General features: G+C 67.1%; 17 protein-coding genes. 9 read left to right on the top strand and 8 right to left on the bottom strand.

The window, feature by feature from the left end:
• Positions 1 to 25: 25 nt before the first annotated feature.
• Positions 26 to 826, top strand: coding sequence for a siderophore-interacting protein (locus tag ACIOVG_RS07445; protein ID WP_400870976.1), 801 nt, complete (start codon positions 26 to 28; stop codon positions 824 to 826).
• Between the two features lie 17 nt (positions 827 to 843).
• On the opposite strand, the gene ACIOVG_RS07440 is transcribed toward ACIOVG_RS07445, so the two are convergent.
• Positions 844 to 1,437, bottom strand: coding sequence for an isochorismatase family protein (locus tag ACIOVG_RS07440; protein WP_400870973.1), 594 nt, complete (start codon positions 1,435 to 1,437; stop codon positions 844 to 846).
• A 51-nt stretch (positions 1,438 to 1,488) separates the two neighbouring features.
• A complete protein-coding gene (locus ACIOVG_RS07435; protein ID WP_400870970.1) occupies positions 1,489 to 1,824 on the bottom strand; it encodes a hypothetical protein in 336 nt (111 codons plus the stop codon).
• An 86-nt stretch (positions 1,825 to 1,910) separates the two neighbouring features.
• Here ACIOVG_RS07435 and ACIOVG_RS07430 point away from each other — a divergent pair, with 86 nt between their 5' ends.
• The 5 genes from ACIOVG_RS07430 to ACIOVG_RS07410 all read left to right on the top strand — a co-directional run bounded on the left by ACIOVG_RS07430 (position 1,911) and on the right by ACIOVG_RS07410 (position 5,733).
• A complete protein-coding gene (locus ACIOVG_RS07430; protein ID WP_400870967.1) occupies positions 1,911 to 2,951 on the top strand; it encodes a hypothetical protein in 1,041 nt (346 codons plus the stop codon).
• Positions 2,948 to 3,337 (top strand): GntR family transcriptional regulator, encoded by a 390-nt coding sequence (locus ACIOVG_RS07425; protein WP_400870964.1) that lies wholly within the window; start codon positions 2,948 to 2,950, stop codon positions 3,335 to 3,337. Before ACIOVG_RS07430 ends, ACIOVG_RS07425 begins: the two co-directional genes overlap by 4 nt.
• Before the next feature lie 46 nt (positions 3,338 to 3,383).
• The gene (locus ACIOVG_RS07420) at positions 3,384 to 3,629 is read left to right on the top strand and encodes a hypothetical protein (RefSeq protein WP_363557200.1); all 246 of its coding nucleotides are present in this window, start codon (positions 3,384 to 3,386) and stop codon (positions 3,627 to 3,629) included.
• Entirely contained in the window at positions 3,626 to 4,606 is a 981-nt protein-coding gene (locus ACIOVG_RS07415; RefSeq protein WP_400870961.1) for a Clp protease N-terminal domain-containing protein, read from the top strand. Before ACIOVG_RS07420 ends, ACIOVG_RS07415 begins: the two co-directional genes overlap by 4 nt.
• A gap of 119 nt (positions 4,607 to 4,725) precedes the next feature.
• Positions 4,726 to 5,733, top strand: a complete 1,008-nt coding sequence (locus ACIOVG_RS07410) for a LacI family DNA-binding transcriptional regulator (protein WP_400870958.1) — start codon at positions 4,726 to 4,728, stop codon at positions 5,731 to 5,733.
• A 14-nt stretch (positions 5,734 to 5,747) separates the two neighbouring features.
• On the opposite strand, the gene ACIOVG_RS07405 is transcribed toward ACIOVG_RS07410, so the two are convergent.
• From ACIOVG_RS07405 to ACIOVG_RS07385, 5 genes are all read right to left on the bottom strand, one after another.
• Entirely contained in the window at positions 5,748 to 6,608 is an 861-nt protein-coding gene (locus ACIOVG_RS07405) for a carbohydrate ABC transporter permease (RefSeq protein ID WP_400872704.1), read from the bottom strand.
• 14 nt (positions 6,609 to 6,622) lie between these two features.
• Complete coding sequence (locus ACIOVG_RS07400) at positions 6,623 to 7,660, bottom strand: carbohydrate ABC transporter permease (protein WP_400870956.1); 1,038 nt, start codon at positions 7,658 to 7,660, stop codon at positions 6,623 to 6,625.
• Positions 7,661 to 7,718: 58 nt separating this feature from the next.
• Positions 7,719 to 8,987, bottom strand: coding sequence for an extracellular solute-binding protein (locus ACIOVG_RS07395; RefSeq protein WP_400870953.1), 1,269 nt, complete (start codon positions 8,985 to 8,987; stop codon positions 7,719 to 7,721).
• 133 nt (positions 8,988 to 9,120) lie between these two features.
• Complete coding sequence (gene manD / locus ACIOVG_RS07390) at positions 9,121 to 10,329, bottom strand: D-mannonate dehydratase ManD (RefSeq protein ID WP_400870950.1); 1,209 nt, start codon at positions 10,327 to 10,329, stop codon at positions 9,121 to 9,123.
• The gene (locus ACIOVG_RS07385; protein WP_400870947.1) at positions 10,329 to 11,693 is read right to left on the bottom strand and encodes an ADP-ribosylglycohydrolase family protein; all 1,365 of its coding nucleotides are present in this window, start codon (positions 11,691 to 11,693) and stop codon (positions 10,329 to 10,331) included. Before ACIOVG_RS07385 ends, manD begins: the two co-directional genes overlap by 1 nt.
• A 166-nt stretch (positions 11,694 to 11,859) precedes the next feature.
• Between ACIOVG_RS07385 and ACIOVG_RS07380 the strand changes: the two genes are divergently transcribed.
• Positions 11,860 to 12,183: a PadR family transcriptional regulator gene (locus ACIOVG_RS07380; RefSeq protein ID WP_400870944.1), complete on the top strand. Its 324-nt coding sequence runs from the start codon at positions 11,860 to 11,862 to the stop codon at positions 12,181 to 12,183.
• Positions 12,180 to 13,184 carry a hypothetical protein gene (locus ACIOVG_RS07375; protein ID WP_400870941.1) on the top strand — a complete coding sequence of 335 codons (1,005 nt, stop codon included), beginning with the start codon at positions 12,180 to 12,182 and terminating at the stop codon, positions 13,182 to 13,184. Before ACIOVG_RS07380 ends, ACIOVG_RS07375 begins: the two co-directional genes overlap by 4 nt.
• Positions 13,185 to 13,320: 136 nt before the next feature.
• Here the strand turns inward: ACIOVG_RS07375 and ACIOVG_RS07370 are convergent, their stop codons facing one another.
• Entirely contained in the window at positions 13,321 to 13,809 is a 489-nt protein-coding gene (locus ACIOVG_RS07370) for a MarR family winged helix-turn-helix transcriptional regulator (RefSeq protein WP_400870938.1), read from the bottom strand.
• A gap of 91 nt (positions 13,810 to 13,900) precedes the next feature.
• Between ACIOVG_RS07370 and ACIOVG_RS07365 the strand changes: the two genes are divergently transcribed.
• On the top strand, positions 13,901 to 14,686 hold the full coding sequence (locus tag ACIOVG_RS07365; RefSeq protein WP_400870935.1) for an SDR family NAD(P)-dependent oxidoreductase: 786 nt from the start codon (positions 13,901 to 13,903) through the stop codon (positions 14,684 to 14,686).
• The last annotated feature ends 39 nt before the right edge of the window (positions 14,687 to 14,725 follow it).

Genomic DNA, 14,725 nt, shown 5'->3' with positions numbered 1-14,725 from the left:
CCATCCGCAGACCTCCGGAGACGTGATGAATCAAGAGCAGCCCCGCAAAGCGCCCAGCCAGGCCGTCCTCACCGTGCAGCAGGTGGAGCAGGTGAGCCCGGATCTGATCCGGATCACGGCGGGAGGCGACGGGTTCGCCGACTACAACGACAACCTCTTCACCGACAAGTACGCCAAGATCCTCTTCTCCGATCCGCGTCACGGGTTGACCCCTCCCTACGATCTGGCGCAGCTGCGCGCCGAGGAGCCCGAGAAGCTCCCCACGCGACGGACCTACACGATCCGTTCGGCCGACGCCGAGGCGCGGCAGATCGTCATCGACTTCGTCGTGCACGGTGACGAGGGCGTCGCCGGCCCCTGGGCGCGGGCCGCTCAGCCGGGTGACACGATCGTCGTCAGCGGCGCCGGTGGCGGCTACCGTCCGGATGCCGCCGCGCCCTGGCATCTGCTCATCGGAGACCACACCGCTCTCCCGGCGATCTCCTCCGCCGTCGAGGCCTTGGATGTGGCGGCGCAGGGCCATGTGCTGCTCAGCGTGGCCGATCCGGCGGACCGCATCCTTCCCGCGTTGCCCTCGGGTGTGAGCATCCGCTGGACGCAGGACGACGACGAACTTCTCGCCGCCCTTGCCGACCTGCCCTGGGCCGAGGGCACTCCGGGGGTCTTCGCGCACGGTGAGCGCGGCACGATCAAAGAAGTGCGCGCTCTGCTGAAGCAGCGCGAGGTGCCGCGGGAGTCGCTGTCGATCTCGGCCTACTGGGCGCGTGGACGTGCGGAGGATCAGTTCCAGGCCGAGAAGCGCGAGCCGATCGGGCAGATCGAGTAGCCGGTGCCGCCGACCCGTCAGCGCAGGTCGGACACGTTCGCGACGACGGTGGCGTAGAGGTCGGCGATGCCGGCCAGCGCCGAGCGGTGCAGCTGTTCCGCCGGCACGTCGCCCGCGACGGACGGCAGGCTGCGCGTCGCCGTCGCCGCAGCGACCACGGTGGGGCGGTTTCCGCGGAGGAACGCGCCCTCGGTCGTGTACGTCACGCACATGTGGGTCATGAAGCCGGCGATGACGATGTCGTCGTGACCTGCGGCATCCACACGGTCGCCGAGGTCGGTGCCGACGAACGAGTTCGGGGCGTGCTTGATCACGACGGCCTCGCCCTCGATCGGAGCGACGCGATCGTGGATGGCACCGATGTCCTCGCGGATGTCGTACGCGGATCCCGCGCCGCCGTCGTGCTGCACGTGGATGACTGTCGCTCCCGCCTCCCTGGCCTTCGCGAGCAGTTCTGCCGCAGCATCGAGCGCGGCATCCCACCCTTCGAGCTCCATCTCGCCGCGCGTGTAGGTGTTCTGGAAGTCGACGAGCACGACGGTCGACGTCGCCAGCGCAGCGGGGCTGTCGACGACGCCGCTGAGGGAGCGGAGGGTGGCGGAGGTGGTCATGCGGAGTGTCCTTTCGACGCGGTCAGGACTAGTCTGCCCCGCACTCACCGCTCACCGATCGCGCAGAGCGTCAGCGATGAGCGTGCGCACCTCGGCTGAGCTCGAGTCCGTCGCATACGGTTCCCAGCGGTCGAGCTGCTCGAGGGTCCACTCCCAGTGCACGGTGCGCAGCACGACGGGCAGCGGATGGTGCTGCGGGGGCCATCCGTACTGATCCCGCTCGCCGTCGAATGCGGCGGACGCGCGCCATCCTGCATCACGGACGCAGGAGCCGGCCATCGTCGTCATCACGACGCCGTCGACCACATCGATCGCCATGCTGTTGTCGACGCAGCCGTCGACCCGCCACCAGAGGTGGACCGGGATCTCGATCGTCACGTACTCCATGGCTCCATTCTGTCTCCCCTGCTTGTATCGCGCTCAGAGTACAAGTTGTGATAGACATATGACACAACTTGGAGATCGGAGACGAGATGTCACAGAGTGATGCACCCCTGTTCGGGCTGATGGACCTGGTGAGAGCGGCGTTCTCGCTGCCGCTGTTGTCGCTGTTCCTCGCCGCGGTGGTCGTCGCCGTGATCCTGATCTTCGCGTCCCGGCCGCAGCTCGGCGTCCGGCGCGGGCAGGGCGGTGCCGCGGAGGTGATCCGATCCGTCCAGGCGCGCCACCGCCGCGAGCGCGTGGTGCTCGCGATCACCGGAGTCCTGGTGGTCCTCGCCTTCGCCGTCGAGAACGTGCTGCGCGGTTACGTGCTGGAGCTGGGGGAGCTGCTGCCGTGGTGGCGCTTCGCGACGGCGCTCTTCGTCGCCGCACTCGGCCTCGGAGTCGTGGCGGCGATCGAGGTGCGCGGCGCGAAACCCTCGGAGGTTCCCGTCGTGTCCGGCGCTCGGCGTACCTGGACGAGCTTCGGGCCGCGCGTCGGGCTCATCGGGGGAGTAGTCGCGCTCGTCGCCATCGTGGCGACATCGATCGCGGCGGGGCTGGCTGCCTATGCCGACAGCCGGGGTGATTCCGCATGGCTCGAGATCCCGATCCCCAATGAGGAGACGGTCGACCCCCTGCGCCTGCACTTCTACGGATGGACCTACGGGGTGCCCGTCCTGATCTGCGCCGCACTGCTGGCGGCGGCCGCCTGGGGTGTGCTGCACGCCAACGCGGCGCGGCCGTACATCCGTCCGGAGACGGTCGCTGCCGAGCGGGACGCGCGTCGTGCCGTGGCGCGGGATGCCGTACGCATCGCGACCGCCGCGATGCTGCTGGGGCTGGCGGGTGCCTGGAGGCTGATCGCCGGCGCCGGCACCGCCTCGGGTCTCGTGGTCGAGGGGAAGAACGACGGCGCTCCCTACGAGGTGATCTGGCGCCACGCGGAGCTCGCGGCCGTGGCGGGTTGGGCTGCACCGGTGCTCGAAGTCCTCGCCTTCTCCTTGCTGCTGCTGGTCGCAGTGCGGCTCCGTGCGCCCAAGGTCCCGGTAGGAGCGGAGTCCGACACGGCCGATGTGGAGGCCGTGCGATGACCGCGTCTCCGATCCTGTCGGCGGCCGACGAGGGGAGTCCTACGCAGGACATCTATCGGCAGCTGCGCGGGCTCATCGTGTCGGGCCAGCTCGGCGCGAACGAGCGCCTGCCCACCGTGCGCCAGACCGCGGCCGACCTCGGCGTCGCCGCAGGGACGGTCGCCAAGGCGTACAAGATGCTCGAGCACGACGGACTGGTGGTCACTCGCACCGCCGCCGGCACGCGCGTCGCGGAGTCGGCGGGGCTGCTGCCGGCATCCGTGCTGAAGCACATCAGGGAGCTGGTGACAGAAGCGGCCGCGACCGGCGCCGGACAGGACGACGTGATCGACGTGCTGCGCGCGGTCTGGCGGGCGGAGGCGGGCGTAGCGGCGGAGGCCGAGTGAGCAACCAAGGTTGACAAGCGGGGGATTAGCAACGTAGGTTGACAACATGGAATCCGTTCAGATCGCCGACATCGCGGCCGACACCTCCGACCCGCGCGCGGGTCTTCGCGCCGTCGCCTCGTTGCGACGTCTCGCCGACACCCTCGAACTACGGCAGGTCGAAGCGGCGTTGCGCGCGGGAATCAGCTGGCAGGGCATCGCCGATGCGCTCGGCGTGACGAGGCAGGCCGTCCACAAGAAGCACGCGAAGCGGATCGACCCCTCGATCGAGATCCCGAGGAGGAACGCATGAGCAAGCTCATCCGCGCCGCCGCGACGAGTCAGACCCTCTCGCTGGCGGCCATGGAGGAGGCGTCCCGGTTCGGACTGCGGGATGCCGACATCGAGCACCTCTTCCTCGCACTGACGATCGACGCGGGAATCGGGGGGCAGGTGCTGCGCAGCCTCGGCATCACTCTCGACGTGGCCCGTTCGGCGATCGAGAAGCAGCAGGTCGACCAGCTGGGGTCGCTGGGCGTGCAGGCCGACAGTGCCGGCGGCCGCATCGTCTATCCGGAGACCGGCGGATACGACTGGACGGAGCGGGTGGTCGCGGTGATGAGGGAGGCCGTCTCCGGAGACCGTGATGGTGATTCGGCCGCCGTGCTGCGCGCGCTGCTCGACGAGCCCAGTGGCCTCATGACGGATCTTCTCGAGCGGATGGACGTGGAGCCCGAGCGCATCATCGACGCGCTCGACGACGCCGCAGCGATGATCGCCGAACACCGGAGGACGGCGGGTGAGCAGCCCACCATCCACGGCACGCACACGGCATTCGTGCCGGCGGATCCGCTCGACGTGTGGACCCTGCTGGCCGACGGCGAACGCCTCGCGGAGTGGGAGCCGACCATCGGGGAGGTCGTGAGGAGGGATGCTGCGACCGGTCATTGGGAGGCGCGGACGCGCACGGTGGGTTCCGGTGGCAAGCCGCTGAAGATCCGCGACGGCATCCGTCGGCAGTACGCCGAGTCCGTGCGGAGCGAGCGGCCGTCGCACGTCACCTGGCACTTCACTTACCCCGATGAGCCGCGATCGAATGCGCGCGTCGTCTCAGTCGACATCGAGCCGGCCGCAGGAGGAGCGCAGCTGCGTCTCTCGTTCGGGTGGGAGCTGCACGCGGGTCGCCGCCGCCGGAGGGTCATGGGGGCGCTGCTCAGGCCGGTCTTCCGTTTCCTGTGCTTCGTGCAGCTGACGCAGATCGCCGGGGGCATCAGTCGCGCGTTCCGCTGACGGATCGAGGCGACGATCGACTGTTTGTCATGCCTCACCATCTCGGGCATTGTGGAGACGGGTCGCCGACAGCTCCTCACGCTTGTCTCGCAGCGACAGAACGAACACATTGAGAGAACATGCTCCCTCGGCACAGCGCAGTCACACTGGAACAGGTCGCCCGTCAGGCGGGGGTTTCGCGCGCCACGGTGTCGCGCATCGTGAACGGGGTGTCCACGGTCGACCCTGCGCTCGCCGAGCGCGTCAACGTGGTGGTGAAGCAACTGGGGTATGTGCCCAATCTGTCCGCCCGTTCGCTCGCGAGTCGTCGGGCGGGAGCTGTGGCCCTCGTCGTACCGGAGGACGTGGAGCGCTTCTTCGGCGATCCCTTCTTCGGGGCGCTGGTGGCCGGAATCCAGGGAAAGATGCGAGGCTCCGGATTTCTTCTCGATGTGCTGATCGCGGCGGACGACCCTCGACAGACGTCGGACCTGTTGCTCGGGGGCAAGGTCGATGCGGCCATCCTCTTCTCGCACAGGATCGAGCAATCGTTCATGTCGATGATGTCGGCCTCGCTTCCCGTCGTTCTCGCGGGACGACCCACCGATGCCACCGAACCGACGTGCCATTACGTCGATGTCGACAACCGGGGAGGCGCGGAGCTCGTCACCCGTCATCTCCTGGAGAGGGGCCACCGCCGGATCGCGATGATCCGAGGGCCAGAGGATTCGCCGGCCGCGGTCGATCGCCTGCAGGGGTATCTCGACGCGCACGAGGCGGCGGGCATCGAGGCCGGGCCGATCGTGGCGGGGGACTTCACGAGTGCCGGCGGCGTCGCCGGCGCTGAACGACTGCTCGACGAGAGCGCTTCGTGCACGGCTGTCTTCGCTGCGAACGATCTGATGGCCATCGGAGCGATGGGTGTCCTCAGAAAGCGGGGGCTTCGGATCCCAGACGACATCGCGATCGCCGGCTTCGACGACGTGCCGTCAGCGGCGGATACGGTTCCGCCGCTGACGACCGTGCGTCAGCCCTCACGTGAGCAAGGTGCAGCCCTCGCGGCGACGGCTCTCGCGCTGGTCGCAGGAGAGCCCGTCGAACAGGGACAGGTGCTCGCGACCGAGCTCATCGTCCGCGAGTCCACCTGAATCCCGGTGCGTGGTCAGCCCTTGACGGCGCCCGCCATGATTCCGCTGACCAACTGCTTGCCTGCGAAGACGAATAGGAGCAGAAGCGGCGCGGTAGCGAGGAGCACTCCGGTCAGAACGACCGAGTAGTCGACGAAGTAGCCCGACTGCAGCAGGGACAGGGCGACCGGTAGCGTCGGGTCCTGCCGGTCGAGCACGATGAACGGCCAGAAGAAGTTGTTCCACGCGGATACGAAGGTGAAGAGCCCGAGCATCGCCGCTGCCGGTCGCGCCGCGGGGACTCCGACCGTGAGGAACGATCGGAACGAGGATGCGCCATCGACCCTGGCCGCTTCGATGAGTTCGTCGGGGACGGCCTGTCTGAGGTACTGCGTCATCCAGAACACGCCGAAGGCGCTGGTGAGCGACGGGATGATGATCGCGCCGATGTTGCCGGTCCAACCGAGCTCGCTGAACATGATGTACAGCGGCACCACGCCCAGCTGCATCGGCACGGCCATGGTCGCCACGACCATCACCAGCAGTCGTCCCCGCCCGCGGAAATGGAGCTTCGAGAAGGCCCACCCGGCCAGGGTCGAGAAGAAGACGACCGAGACGGCGATCAGAGTCGAGCTGTAGATCGAGTTCCACAGCGCACGCCAGAAGTTGACTGACGGGTCGTTGACGACCTTGTCGACATTCACCCAGAAGTTGCCGCCGGGCAGCCATGACATGTGCGGGTCTCGAACCGTGTACGAGTCGCCGGATCCGATCAGGAACGACCAGTAGAAGGGGAACACGCTGGCCAGCAGCACGACACCCAGGAAGAGGTAGACCCACGGGCTCGGTCGCGAGAACCGTCGCGCGCGACGGACGTTCTTCGATGCGCTCGGCATCGGCAGGTGACGGCTCATCGGTTGGCCTCCTCGACCGGTCGTGCGTTGTCGTGAGCGGCACGGCGCGCGCGGCGGGAGCGCCGCCCGGGGGTCTCCGCGACCGCCGCAGCATCGTCACGGACCAGCCCTCGCGTGACGATCAGGTTGATGAGGCCGACGAGCAGGATGAGCGCGAAGAGGATCCACGCCATCGCGGCTGCTCGACCGAAGTCCCACTCGCCCCATCCGACGTTGTAGAGGTAGAGCGCGATCGTGAGCCACTGGTTGTCGGGGCCGCCTGTGCCCGTGTGGTCGTACATCCGAGGCTCGTCGAAGACCTGGAGTCCACCGATCGTGGAGGTGACGACGACGAAGATCAGGGTTCCGCGCAAGCCGGGGATCGTGATCGACAGGAACTGACGGATCGCCCCGGCACCATCGACCGTCGCCGCTTCGTAGTACTCCCGAGGAATCGCCTGCATGGCGGCGAGCAGGATCAGCGTGTTGTACCCGGTCCAACGGAAGTTGACCATCGTGGCGATCGCGACGTGGCTGGCGAACGGATCGGTGTGCCAGGGGATGGACGTCATTCCCAGTTGCGTGAGCAGCGAGTTAACGAGCCCGAACTTGTCACCGAACATGTTGCTGAAGATCAGGGCGACGGCGACGGGAGCCATGACGTACGGGACGAGAACGCTCATGCGCCAGAAGGTGCGTGCTCTGATGTTGCGATCGAGGGCGGCGGCGATGATGATCGCTGCGACGAGCTGCGGAATCGTGGAGAGCAGGAAGATGCTCACCGTGTTGCGCAGCGCGATCCAGAAATCGGGTGCGGAGAGCACGCGCCAATACTGGTCGAATCCCACGAACTCACCCGTGCCGCGAACCATGTCCCACTCCATGAGCGAGATGACGGCCGTGTAGCCGATCGGGAAGAGGCCGGTGGCGACGAAGATCAGGAAGAACGGCGCGATGTACAGATACGGCGCGGACTTCACGTCCCACCGGGTCAGCTTCTCCCGGAGAGCGGAGGCACCGTTCCGCTGCGGCAGGATCGAACGATGTGAAGGCATGAACGAAGTCTCATTTCGTTGAGAAGCCCCCGCCCGTGACCCGGGCGGGGGCTGCGGATTACTCGATCGAGTTCACCTTTTCGACCCACTGGTCCCAGGAGGCTCCCGCGTCCTGCGTGCCGTCTTCGACGCGGGCGATCGCGTCGCCCATCGCTGTCGCGACCTGGAAGTACAGCTCACCCTTGAACGGAGCGACCTCGACCGCCTGCGCCCTGTCGGAGAAGATCTGCCCGATGGGGGCGTCGTTGAAGAACGGGTTGGTCGCCTCGAGAAGGATCGGCGAGCTCATCGCCTCGACCTGGCTGGGGAAGAGGCCCGCGTTCTCGAAGTACTTGAGCTGCTGTTCCGGCGCCGTCAGCCAGTCGGCGAGCTTCTGCGCCTCTTCGACGTTGGCTCCGGAAGCCGGGACGGTGAGATACGAGCCACCCCAGTTGCCGCCGCCGTTCGGGAAGACATTGGCGACGTCCCAGGTGGTGACGTCCTTCGCGTTGCCCTCGATGACGCCCAGCATCCAGCCCGGGCAGAGCATGGTCGCGAAGCCGCCGTTGGCCATCGCCGCGTACCAGTCGGTGCTCCACTGGCTCAGATGAGCCGACTGCGTCGAGCTCGCGGCCAGCAACTGGTCGTAGGACTTGCGGACCTCATCGTTCTCGGTCGCGATGATCTCGCCGGTCTTCGGGTCTTCGTAGGGAACGGCGATCTGGTTGATCATCCCCTGCCAGACTCCTCGCGCCGAGTCGAAGAAGGGAAGCCCGGTCGCTTCGACGTACTGGTCTCCGATCTCGAAGTAGCGCGCCCAGTCTCCACCGAGAAGCTCGGCCACGGCGTCACGGTCCGTGGGAAGGCCGGCGCCCTCGAACAGATCCGAGCGGTAGCAGATCGCCAGCGGGCCGATGTCCGTGCCGTATCCGATGAGGTTGCCTTCGGGATCGGTCGCCTCTTCGACCTTCCAGTCCAGCCAGCGATCCTTCAGGTCGGTCGGCACGGGTGCGAGCAGGTCGGCGTACTCCATCACCTCGGGCAACCAGTCGCCCTCCACATACTCGATGTCGGAGAGGCCGGTCTTGCCGAGCTTCTGGAAGAAGTTGGTGCGGGCGTCGTCGGTCGTGGCGGCCTTGTTGTGAACGATCTTCACCCCGGGGTTGAGCTCTTCGTACTCGGCGAACATCTCGTCGGCGAAGCCCGAATCGTTGAACGTCCCCACCGTGAGGGTCACGTCGCCCGATGCGGCGTCGTCTTCTGCGGCCGGCGCGCATCCCGTCAGCAGCAGACCGACCGCGGCCGCCCCTGCCCCGAATCGGATGATGTTGTGTTTCCTGGTCACCACTTGACACTCCTTTGCGTGTGGATCTGCGTGCGTGTTCCTGGCGGCGGATGCCGTCAGGAGCGCCAGCGACTGATCGCACCAGTCGTCGGCTGGTAGCCATGGACTGTTCATCGCATGGCGGGCTTACGAGGGGTCACCAATCGATCGGAGTACCGTCTTCACGTTCCGCGACAGGCAGGTACGAGCGTTCATAGGGGAAGGCGCGTGCGGCGACCTCGTCGAACTCCACGCCCAACCCCGGCGCATCACCCGGGTGGAGGTATCCCTTGTCGAATGAGTAGTCGGCCCGGAATACGGAGAGCGTTTCGGGGGCGTACCCCATGTACTCCTGGATGCCGAGGTTCGGTGTGGCGATATCGAGATGCAGCGAAGCCGCCATCGTGATCGGCGAGACATCCGAGGGGCCGTGAGGGGCGACCTTGACCTGGTAGAGCGACGCGAAGTCGTTGATCCGGCGAGACGGTGAGATCCCACCGGCGTGCATGACGCTGGTGCGGACGAAATCGATGTACTGCCCGGAGATGAAGCCCATGCAGTCCCAGATGGTGTTGAACACCTCTCCGATCGCCAACGGGGTCGTGGTGTGCTGGCGCACCAGGCGGAGTGCTTCCTGGTTCTCGCCCGGCGTGACGTCTTCGAGCCAGAACAGCCGGACCGGCTCCAGATCCTTGCCGAGCCGGGCCGCTTCGATCGGTGTGAGTCGATGGTGGGCATCGTGGAGCAGTCGTATGGAGTCCCCCACGTGTGAGCGCACCGCTTCGAGAACGCCGGGGATGTGGCGGAGGTAGGCGTCGGTGTCCCAGACCTCGACCGGGGGGAAGCCGTTCGTCGGTTCATCCGGTTCGGGAGACGCGACCGCGTACACGCTGCGTCTTCCGGGAATCCCGGACTGCGCGCGCACGGCGAGGTAGCCCGCTTCGAGCTTCTCGTCGACGGCGTCGAGAAGCTGCGGCACCTCCCAGCCTGATGCGTGGGCGTAGGTCAGCACTCCATCCCGCACCGCGCCGCCGAGCAGCTGGTACACGGGCACGCCCAGCTCCTTGCCCTTGATGTCCCAGAGCGCGAGATCGACGGCTCCGATGGCGGCCATCGTGATGGGCCCGCGTCGCCAGTACCCGCCTTTGTAGAGCCACTGCCAGGTCTGCTCGATCCGCTGAGCATCGCGCCCGACGAGCAGCGGGCACACATGATCGCGCAGGTAGGAGGCGACGGCCAGTTCGCGCCCGTTCACGGTGGCGTCTCCCCAGCCGATGACGCCGTCACTCGTGACGATCTTGAGGGTGACGTAGTTGCGGCCGGGCGAGCACACGATGACCTCGGCACTCTCGATGGTCGAGGGCATCAGGCACCCTCTCCCGAGATGCGCGTGCGGACGATGTCGGTTCTCTCGGCCAGATCCGATATCGAGACACGGTCGTAGCCGAAGATCGCGGACCGTACGAGGTCATGCAGGGGACTCGTCCATCGCTGATCGATTCCCTCAGGCCCCGCGAGCACACCGGCGACGGCTCCGACAGTCGCGGCGTTGGAGTCCGTGTCGAACGCCCCGCGAACGGCCAGTTCGATCGACTGGCTGAAGTCGCCATCGCCCCACAGCAGCGCGGAGGTGATCACCCCGGCATTGTTGATGCTGTGCACCCAGTTCTTCTCGCTGTGCCTCGTGTGCAACGCGACGAGCGTCGTCTCCCAGGTCTCCCCGCCCGTGAAGGCGTCCAGCACGGTGCGAACTTCGTTCGCGAGCCTGCTGTGCGGGGGAATATGACGCAATGACTCGTGGATGAGTTCGGAGACATCGTCGATCCCGAAAGCCCCTGCAACCAGTGAGGCAGCCCACATCTCCGCATAGATGCCGTTTCCTCGGTGGGAGACGACGGCATCTTTCCAGGCCAGCTCGGCCGCCCTCCGCGGATCTCCGGGGCACACCATGCCGAAGACGTCGGCGCGGATGAGTGCACCGATCCACTCCCGGTAGGGATTCTCGGTACCGCCGGCGAGCGTCGGCGGCACCCCGCGAACGATGTTCCGGTAGGCCGCGCGCTCCGCTGTGAACGTCTGCCGATAGGGGAGTCGCTCGAGCCAGGCGGCAGCGATGTCAGCGGGAGCGAATGCTGCACCATGCTGCTCGAGAATGTGCAGATTCAGAATCGTGTAGTCGATGTCGTCGTCTCTGCTCGACCCGTCCACGCGCCCGCGCGTGCTCTCGGTCCAGTTGGGCAGGAAGCCCCATTCGAGGGCAGCTGAGCTCGACACGGGGATGTAGTCGACGAGAGGCACGGCGTCGACGGACGCCAGGTAGGCGTTGATCTTCTCGTAGCTCCAGTGGGTGCCGTCCTCGATCGGCTTGCCGAGCATGTTGCCCACGATGCGCCCCGTCCAGGCCGCGTGGATTCCCGCTCTGGCGATGTCGTCGCTGATCGGCGTGGTGTGCGGTGCGGGCAGCAGCGCGCGGATCGCGTCGAGGTCGGAGGGTTCGCTCGCCGAATAGTTCGCGTTCCCGAGTGTCTCGAGTTCCGCGGTGAGGGCGAGGAAGTCGGCGTCGGATGCTCCGCTCCGCTCGAGGAACCGGAACCGCTCTCCGTGAGTCGTCACGTCGTGACCGCTGTCGGATGCGTGCCGCAGTTCGTGACGAGCAAGATCGCGAGGGATCGCGTCGTCACCGTTGACCGTCGAGGGCAACGCCTGCGGCTGGGCGTCGGAAGTCAGCATCTGTGATGGCTCCAAGTCTGTGAACACTAGGAGAGAGCGCTCTCTCAGTGATCCGACGATAGCTGTCGACTCGCGCTCGCGTCAACTCGATGAAGAGCATCTCTGCTGACGTTCCGAGGCGGCATCCGCTCTGTGAGGCTTGTTCTTTATATGTAGAATAAGCCGCATGACGAAGCTGACCCGGGTCACGGCACCCACTCTCGACGTGGTGCAGGTACTGCTCGGATCCGCGGACCCGATCTGGGGACTCGCGTTGGCGAAGGCCGTGGAGCGCGCGCCGGGCACGGTGTACCCGATCCTCTCCCGGCTCGAAGAGCTCGGATGGATCGTCGGCGACTGGGAGGGGGAGTCCGACCACGCGGGGCCGCGTCGCCGCTACTACCGCCTCACGGATGAGGGACGCGTAGAGGCCGCCGCGCTCGTCGCTGCGCGCGCTCGCCGCGTCGTGGCCGCGCCCACACCGCGACTCGCCTTCGGGATCCCGGGATGAACGGTTCCGAGACGCTCGTCCGCATCGCTGCGGCACTCCTTCCCCGGTCGCGGCGCGAGGTGCGCCGTGAGGAGTGGCTCGCCGATCTCGCCGGAGCGGAGGAACTCGGCATCCCTCGCGTGCAGGTGGCGCTCGGCGCGCTGCAGGCCGCGTTGTCCGAGGGGGTGAGCGCACGGCGTGGAACCTTCACGCGCCGCCGGGTCTTCGCGATCAGCGCGATCGTCGTCGGTGCGGTCGTGGTGGGCGCCCCGGCGGCGGCCATCGCGGTGATGCTCGTCTCCGATGCGCGCGGTGTCGTGACGGTCGAGGCCACGGAAGACGGACAGCGCGAGGTGTTCTGGCGGGACTACCCGGGGATCCCCGACCTCGACCCCGAGGATGTCCTCTCCGGCCCCAGCCTGGAAGAGGGAGAGGCAGCAGGACGTGCGCTGCTCGAAGAGATCGAGACGGCGCTGACCGCGGAGTTCGGTCTCGAGTGGGCGCCGCCGTCCACAGGCAACGGAGACCAGGTCGCCTTTCCGGCGCAGAACTTCTACGGCGGGCCGTCGATGCTCCGCACGCTCAACGTGCAGGGGCGCCAGTCCACCCACGTGCCCGCGACCTGGGCCGAGAAGGAGCGGGCGCTGGAGATCATCGCCAGTGTCGCGGCACGACGCGGCTTCACGGAGTTCACGCTCGATCACGACTCCGAGCACATGACTGCCGCCGACCTGAAGGAGTCCTTCGGCGGAGTGACGCCGGAAGAGTCGGTGATCGTCTCGGGGATGCTGGAGGGGCCGAAGGGCCAGTGGCTGATGTTCACCATGCAGGATCTCTCGCTCGACGCCGACGGGCGCTTCTCGGAGCAGGCGGAGGCCTCGGCCGAGTACGGCTCCCTCCCGAACTCCATCTCGGTCATGTACGGCGCGAACGGACTGCTGCCGGGTGCGGACCGGGCGGAGTTCGAGCGCCGGCTGGCGCCGTACGTCGGCCTCGCGCGTCCGGAGCCGCTCGAGAGCTGAGGGCGGTCGAGGTCGGCGCCACGCCCGGAGCACCCAGGGGAGGCTGCGGTCGGTTGCCGTCTGCAGGAGAAATTGCCGGATGCAGGATCGTTCACCGGAGCTTTCTCCTGCATGTCGCGAGATGTCCTGCACGACGTCACGCCGGCGGCACCCACGTGCCCTCGTCGCGGATCGCGCCGGTGATGCGTCGGCTCACGATGCGTAGTTGCTTCGCCTGGGCGGGGGTGAGCGTGTCGAAGACGAGACGGCGCACGAGTGCGGCATGGCCCGGCGCGGCGGCGCGCGCGGCAGCTTCTCCTTCGTCGGTGAGTGTTGCGAGCGTGACGCGGCCGTCACCGGGATCGGGCGCGCGGCGCGCCCAGCCGCGGGCTTCGAGCCGTGCCACCGCGCGGGAGAGGCGGGACAGGGTGCTGTTGGCATAGCTCGCCAGCTCCGTCATCCGCAACGTGCGCTCGGCTGCCTGGGAGAGGGCGAAGAGGATGCCGTAGTCGAAATGACTGATGCCGGAATCTCGCTGCAACTGGCTGTCGAGCGCAGCCGGGAGCCACTCGAGCAGGGTTGCGAGAGCTGACCACGTCTCGAGCTCCTCGTCGCGGAGGGCGTCAGACGGTCCGAGATCGGTCATGCCCCCACCCTAGATCATGACTTGCTCAGGAAATTGATCGCGCCTAGGGTTAACTTTCCTAAGAAAGTAATTACGACGGATGGATGCAGCAGTGAATCTCGAACTCAGCGACAAGAAGGTCTTCGTCAGCGGCTCAACTCAGGGCATCGGCTTCGCGGTGGCCGTCGCCTGTGCGTCCGAGGGGGCAGCGGTCGTGCTCAACGGACGCTCGCCGGAGCGGGTCGCAGACGCCGTCGCGAGGCTGCGTTCAGAGGTGCCGGAGGCGGATGTGTCCGGCATCGCCTCCGACCTCTCGAATGCCGCGGAAGCGCACGCGCTGATCGAGGAGCTCGGCCGCGTAGATGTGCTGGTCAACAACGCGGGCATCTTCGATGTCGTCCCCTTCGCGGAGCTCGATGACGCGGCGTGGACGCGGTCGTTCGAGGTCAATGTCATGGGCGCGGTTCGACTGTCGCGTCAGCTCCTGCCGGCCATGCTCGCCGAGGGGTGGGGTCGGATCATCTTCATCGGCACCGAGTCGGCGGTCGATGTTCCGGCCGGCATGATCCACTACGGGGCATCGAAGGCCGCGGCGCTCGCGGTCGCGAACGGCCTCGCCAAGCTGACGCGGGGCACCGGGGTCACGGTCAACACCGTGCTCGGCGGTCCCACCTATTCCGACGGCGTCTCGAATCAGGTGGAACAGATCGCCGCAGCGAACTCGGTCTCCGTCCACGACCTGAAGAGTTCGCTGATCCGCGACACCTCGCTTCTTCAGCGGTTCATCGAACCGGCGGAGATCGCGCACTTGGTGGCCTATCTCGCCAGTCCCTTGTCGTCAGCCACCAACGGTGCGGCACTGCGCGCCGACGGTGGGGTTCTCACGACCATGCTCTGAGGGCAGAGCCCTCGCGTTGATCCTCACCCCCGGGCACGG

The organism is Microbacterium sp. NPDC087591, assembly GCF_044743625.1.
Lineage (GTDB): Bacteria > Actinomycetota > Actinomycetes > Actinomycetales > Microbacteriaceae > Microbacterium.
Note: the sequence above shows the minus strand (reverse complement) of the source record. Positions and strands in the feature narration are given on the sequence as shown.

Coding starts and splice junctions, on each gene's coding strand:
- ACIOVG_RS07420 (WP_363557200.1), top strand. CDS start 3,384: ATGGAATCCGTTCAGATCGCCGACATCGCGGCCGACACCTCCGACCCG.
- ACIOVG_RS07440 (WP_400870973.1), bottom strand. CDS start 1,437: ATGACCACCTCCGCCACCCTCCGCTCCCTCAGCGGCGTCGTCGACAGC.
- ACIOVG_RS07445 (WP_400870976.1), top strand. CDS start 26: ATGAATCAAGAGCAGCCCCGCAAAGCGCCCAGCCAGGCCGTCCTCACC.
- ACIOVG_RS07430 (WP_400870967.1), top strand. CDS start 1,911: ATGTCACAGAGTGATGCACCCCTGTTCGGGCTGATGGACCTGGTGAGA.
- ACIOVG_RS07425 (WP_400870964.1), top strand. CDS start 2,948: ATGACCGCGTCTCCGATCCTGTCGGCGGCCGACGAGGGGAGTCCTACG.
- ACIOVG_RS07400 (WP_400870956.1), bottom strand. CDS start 7,660: ATGCCTTCACATCGTTCGATCCTGCCGCAGCGGAACGGTGCCTCCGCT.
- ACIOVG_RS07405 (WP_400872704.1), bottom strand. CDS start 6,608: ATGCCGAGCGCATCGAAGAACGTCCGTCGCGCGCGACGGTTCTCGCGA.
- ACIOVG_RS07415 (WP_400870961.1), top strand. CDS start 3,626: ATGAGCAAGCTCATCCGCGCCGCCGCGACGAGTCAGACCCTCTCGCTG.
- ACIOVG_RS07385 (WP_400870947.1), bottom strand. CDS start 11,693: ATGCTGACTTCCGACGCCCAGCCGCAGGCGTTGCCCTCGACGGTCAAC.
- ACIOVG_RS07410 (WP_400870958.1), top strand. CDS start 4,726: ATGCTCCCTCGGCACAGCGCAGTCACACTGGAACAGGTCGCCCGTCAG.
- ACIOVG_RS07435 (WP_400870970.1), bottom strand. CDS start 1,824: ATGGAGTACGTGACGATCGAGATCCCGGTCCACCTCTGGTGGCGGGTC.
- ACIOVG_RS07375 (WP_400870941.1), top strand. CDS start 12,180: ATGAACGGTTCCGAGACGCTCGTCCGCATCGCTGCGGCACTCCTTCCC.
- ACIOVG_RS07380 (WP_400870944.1), top strand. CDS start 11,860: ATGACGAAGCTGACCCGGGTCACGGCACCCACTCTCGACGTGGTGCAG.
- manD (WP_400870950.1), bottom strand. CDS start 10,329: ATGCCCTCGACCATCGAGAGTGCCGAGGTCATCGTGTGCTCGCCCGGC.
- ACIOVG_RS07370 (WP_400870938.1), bottom strand. CDS start 13,809: ATGACCGATCTCGGACCGTCTGACGCCCTCCGCGACGAGGAGCTCGAG.